We start from the raw sequence: 3,977 nt of genomic DNA, 5'->3' as shown, positions 1-3,977 counted from the left end.
GGCGCCAGAGCACGGGCAACGCCCGCGCCGCTCACCCGCGCCGCTCGAACGACGGAGCGGCAGAGCAGCCCCTTCCACCAGGAGCGACGCCGCGGCCCTGATCCGCGCTTGCCCCCGCCCCACCGCGGTGAGAGCTTTGGTCATGAGCACGAGGCCCCACCGCCGCCGCTGGACCGCCATCCTGTTCGACCTGGACGGCACGCTGATCGCCACCCGGCGACTCTACCTCGAATGCTACCGTCGCGCGCTCGCCCCCTGCCTGGGGCGCCTCCTGAGCGACTCCGAGCTGATCGCGCTGAAGCCCCGCACCGAGATCCGCTTCCTCTGCCAGCAAGTCGAGCCGCAGGCGTTCGCCGGCTGCCTCGAGGACTTCTACCGCCATTACGCCTCGCTCCATGACCAACTTTTCGAAGGCGTCTACGGCGGCGTCCCGCTAATGCTCGAGCGCCTGCGCAAAGCCGGGTGCGCCATGGGTATCGTGACCGGAAAGAGCAGGCGTTCCTGGGAGATCACCGCCGCGCGCGCCGGTCTCGGTGATTTCGATGTCCTGGTTTTCGACGACGAGGTGAGCGCACCCAAGCCCGACCCGCAGGGCATCCGCGCGGCGCTCAACCGGCTCGGCGCTCCGCCCGCTTCGGCTCTCTACGTGGGGGACAGTATCGGCGACATGCAGGCCGCCAGGGCAGCCGGTGTCCACGCGGGCTGCGCGCTCTGGCGCCGCACGCCGGGCGAGGTGGGAAGCTTCGCCGCCAGGGCGAAGGCGGAGGGGGCGCTCCTTATCTACCAGCCAGGTGAGATCCCGGGACCGCTCCCGAAGCACCTCCACTGAGAAAGCGCTGGCCCATTAACCAACCCGTGCACGTGTTTTCTCACTCGTCCACGTACACGTCCGTTTGGCTAAAACGACTCGCCGGCCTGTGGCGAGCCACTAGTTCGTCGTCACCCGGATATCGCGGTTGCCGGACTTGAGCGCGTCCCCCGCCGAGTTCACGCCCAGAGCGAAGACCGGGACCGTCTGGTCCGACAGGTTGCTGAGGGGGTTGCCGCGAATGAGGCCACGGAAAACGAACGTGCGCGTGCTCCCCTCGTCGCTGACCTCCGCCGTCGTCGCCTCTTCCAGGGGCACGCTCAGCCGATTGAACGGGTCGATATAGTAGAACACGACGCGCTGGAAAGGATCCGCCGCACCCACCACCACCCTGGCCACGGCCTGGACCGCCACGGTGGTAGGCGCACTGCTGCACGCGCCTCTCGCCCCGTTGCACACCACGCTCCCCTCGGGCAGCGCCACATCCAGGCTGCTGACGGCCGCTGCCGCAAAGGACGCTGTTCCTGCCGTGACCGCCCGGCGGATGTCCGCCTGCAACTGCCCCAGGTTACCTGCCGCATCGAACACCCAGAAATTCGCCGTGTTGGCCGGCACAATGTTGCCACTCGGCTGGCCCGCCTCCGTGGTCGTCTCCACGTTGCGCACGAACGACACGGTTGCCGTCAGCGGCGCCGCAGTCGTGAACTGGTCCGGCGTGGTGAAGCGGTCGCCCAGCCCGACCTGCCCCTCCGCCCGCAGGCTGACCACGCGGCCGTAGCCGATCCAGAGCCAGGCGACCCAGAGGTCGATGTTGTCCTGCGCCGTCGCCTGGAACGTCTGCACGGTCCCGCCCGTGAGCGCGGGCGCATGACTGATCGCCCCCACCTGCGGACTCGTCCGATCCACCAGTACCACGCGCACCAGCGAATCCGTGCTTACGTTACCGGCACGGTCCCACGCCCATGCGGTGAGCCGCCAGTAGCCCTCCAGCGCCGTGCCCGCCGTGATGTTGATGGTACCATTCGTCAGGACCGGACGGCACTCGCCGCTCGTGCTCGTGTTGCGCACCCCCCTACGGCATAGGTCGGCCGGCGTGTGCAAGGACGCTGGCACCATCCGCACCAGCTTCGCCGGCGCCCACTCCGTATCGAAATGGCTCCGCTGATCGCTCCCCTCGAGCACGAAGCTGCGTGTGCCCGTCGCATCCACCTCCTGATCGCCGGCACTGGCCGCCCCGAACGCCACGGTCGGCGCGCCCGCATCCACGCCAAAGGTTGCGTAGAGCTGCCCGGCGATCACCGTCTGGGTGTTGTTCTTCGCGCCGTCCGGCGCCAGCGCCAGCCGGCGCTCGTTGCCCAGGCCATCCCGCAGGACCGTGCGCGTGACATATACGCCGTTCGTCAGCGTGGGAGTGAGCTCGCCGGCACTGGTCACGGTTTGGGGCGAGCCGAACCCCTCCGCGGCCGTGCCCACCTGGAAGAGCGAGGTGACGCCGCCTACTCCCTGATCGATGGGCGTGGGTAGAGCCGAGGCGAACTGAAACGCGGGGCCGACCCAGTTGCCGCTGCAGCACGGGAGCTGGGCATAGGGCTCCGCCACCACCGACTGCGTCGGCAGGACAAAGCTCCTGCCAGCCGGCAGAACCGGCGCCTGATTATCCAGGTTCAACGTGACAGGCGGTGTTTCGCCAGGCGGCAGGTCGTTGTTCACGATCCCCCGCGTCCAGCCCCTCAGATCGACCGTGCGGCCGTCCGTCGTCACTGCGCCGGCCACCGTGGGCGTCAGGTTCTGGGCCTCGATGCCCGCCAGATTGCCCTGCCGGTTCGGATCGTTCGGGAACACCACCGAGAAGCCGTCTTCCCGCGTGGCGTCGGTCTGCGTGGCCAGCGGCGCAGCCGAGGGCACCCCGATCTGCACCGTGACGCGGGCCACATTCGCGCCGCTGAACATCACGGGCACGAGCGCCACCACCACGTCCCCCGACGTCCACTGCACACCTGTGCCCGGGTTCGTCGCCACGGCGCCCGAGGTCGTGACCCGAGCCAGGAACCCGTCCGGGTTGTTGAACCTCAGGTTGGTACTCGTGCTCGCCACCACCGCCCCCGCCGGCGCCACCAGTTGCGCCACCACCGCGCGTTGGCCATTGAGATACGTGGGCGCGCCCGTCGTGCGGTTGAATTCACCCGTGTCGAAAACGCACACCAGCTCGACTGCCTGCCGCGCGTCCGGGCTGCTGCCCGAGCCGATCGGCTGCGAACAAATCGCCCGCCCATCCAGGATGGTTTCCACACGGCTGACCGCGCCCGGCTCCGTGTCCACGTTCAGCGTTAACTTGAGCCGACCCACCACGTTGCTCGGATCCACCGCGACTTCGCCACCACCCGGCAGGATCCGCGTGATCGAGACAATCGCAATCGCTGCCCGGCGCGCCGGATGGACTGTGACCCGCGCCGTCGCCCGCTTGGTCGTGTCCGCCCGCGCCGCCGCCACGATCTGCGCCTGCCCCTGCGCCACCCCCACTACCAGCCCCGTGCTGTCCACTGTGGCCACGCCCGGTGCCGTGGAGGACCAGCGCACGCTTGTGTTGCCGCTCCCCGTAACCGTTGCCGTCAGCCGCAAGGACTGCCCGGCTTCCAGTGCCAGGGAATCCGGGCTCACTGCTACCTGGATCTCCGGCGGCGGCAGGACGGTCACCCTGCTGCTGTCCCGCTTGGTCGGATCCGCGCGCGAGACCGCGGCTATCACGGCCGTGCCGCCGCCAACGCCCGTGACCAGGCCCGTCGAGGTCACTGTGGCGACCGCCGCATTCGATGTGGAGAAGGAAACGGCGACGTTGCGCGCGTTCTGGACCACGGCGGTGAGCTGGGCGCTCTCGCCGGTGCGCAGGGTGAGCGTGTCCGGGGTTAGCTCGATCTGGACGGCGGGCAGCTCCACGGGCCCGTCGTCGCAGGCGTGGAGCCCGAGCACGATAGCAGACTGCAGGACGGCCAGCAGGCACGGCAGATCGCCCCGGCCTCGCCGAAAACGATCAAAACGGCCCCGTCCGGCACCACGGTGGCCGGCCGCCACGATCCAGCTCTTCTTCAAACGGCCGCTCTCACAAAAAGATCTCGTGCGGCTCAGCGTAGTGGCTGGGAGGTAGCGTGTCAAGCATGGCTCTTGCACGGCC

At 69.0% G+C, this 3,977-nt stretch carries 2 protein-coding genes; one reads left to right on the top strand and one right to left on the bottom strand.

The features are described from left to right. Positions 1 to 142: 142 nt before the first annotated feature. Positions 143 to 829: an HAD family hydrolase gene (locus HY703_06535; protein MBI4544831.1), complete on the top strand. Its 687-nt coding sequence runs from the start codon at positions 143 to 145 to the stop codon at positions 827 to 829. Positions 830 to 928: 99 nt separating this feature from the next. Here HY703_06535 and HY703_06530 read toward each other — a convergent pair whose 3' ends face one another. Further along, a complete protein-coding gene (locus tag HY703_06530; protein ID MBI4544830.1) occupies positions 929 to 3,958 on the bottom strand; it encodes an Ig-like domain-containing protein in 3,030 nt (1,009 codons plus the stop codon). Positions 3,959 to 3,977: the final 19 nt, after the last annotated feature.

The organism is Gemmatimonadota bacterium (assembly GCA_016209965.1).
Lineage (GTDB): Bacteria > Gemmatimonadota > Gemmatimonadetes > Longimicrobiales > RSA9 > JACQVE01.
The sequence above is the reverse complement of the archived record's forward strand: the minus strand, read 5'-3'. Positions and strand labels throughout refer to the sequence as shown.

Bases quoted from the DNA above. Each gene is read 5' to 3' on its own strand.
- HY703_06535 (MBI4544831.1), top strand. From the start codon at position 143: ATGAGCACGAGGCCCCACCGCCGCCGCTGGACCGCCATCCTGTTCGAC.